The sequence below is a fragment of the Lyngbya aestuarii BL J genome, assembly GCF_000478195.2.
GTDB classification, from domain to species: domain Bacteria; phylum Cyanobacteriota; class Cyanobacteriia; order Cyanobacteriales; family Microcoleaceae; genus Capilliphycus; species Capilliphycus aestuarii.
Map to the genome: position 1 here is coordinate 1 of NZ_AUZM01000248.1, position 1,057 is coordinate 1,057.

A 1,057-nucleotide genomic window follows, 5' to 3' on the forward strand; every position below is an offset into this window, starting at 1 on the left:
CAATCCCATCTCGTTCGTTGCGTTCGATATAATTATCTCTTAAAATCGGACGGGCGTTGGCTTGGATAACCACACCATCTTTATTAAAAATAATCCGATTTCCGGCAATAAACGGAGCGGCATTTTGGGAGATATTAATTCCAAACCCAGTATTTTGAAATTCATTATTGCGAATTTCAGGGCGAGAGGAACCAAACACGGTAATTCCATTGGCGCCATTTTCGCTAAAATTATTTTCTTGAATTAAAGGCGCCCCTGTCCCAACCACAGAAATCCCATCATGGGTATTCCTTGTAAACGTGTTGTTGGAAACAATCATCGAAGTCGATTCTACCCATAATCCATACCCTCTCGGATTGGGATTTGTGACTGTCACCCCACTAATTCTTGCACCGTTGGCGCCGAGAACCGCAATATCTTGTTTGGCAAAAGTGCGACTGGTATAGAACCCCCCACCCGAGATGATAATGGCTTCTCCGCGAGTGTTAGGATTGCCTTGAACGGTGATATTGGGTCGCAGCATCAGGGGAAATTGTTCCCCGGTTTGGGCGCTGTAGGTTCCGGGTGCGAGGATAATCGCGGTATTGGGTTGAGCCAGGGTTAAGGCTTGAGTAATGGTTCTCAAGGGAGACTGTTGGGAACCGTCCCCGGTATCATCTCCGACTGAAGCACTCACGTAAATAATGTTAGTGGGAGTATTGGGAGACTGAGGGGTTTGAGCCACTTGTTGGGTGAGCAATGGTTCTGCTAATGTCTCTGTAGGAGCTATACCCAGGTGAAAACCTGTGAGAGCAACGAGCAAAAGCGAGAGTCTTTGAAATCGAGAACTCCATTGCAGATGAGTAGACTCATCGTTGAGATCAGAGCGATAACGTTGAGAACGTTTAGTCAAGCTCAACTTTTGATGATCAAGCTTGAGATTGAGATTGTGTGAGGTAAATTCACAGTTGCGGTGGGATGCTGAATTCACGGCTGTACTCCGACAAACTGTTGTAGAATTGCAAAATCTAACGAAAAATTGGAATTGCGTCAAGTATGCCCTATTATGGGACGCTTT

At 45.6% G+C, this 1,057-nt stretch carries 1 protein-coding gene; it reads right to left on the reverse strand.

The genetic code is table 11. The annotated features are described in order from the left end of the window. Nucleotides 1-970, reverse strand: a 970-nt coding sequence (locus M595_RS27865; RefSeq protein ID WP_023069899.1) for a DUF1565 domain-containing protein, incomplete at its 3' end; no start/stop codon positions are given. Nucleotides 971-1,057: the final 87 nt, after the last annotated feature.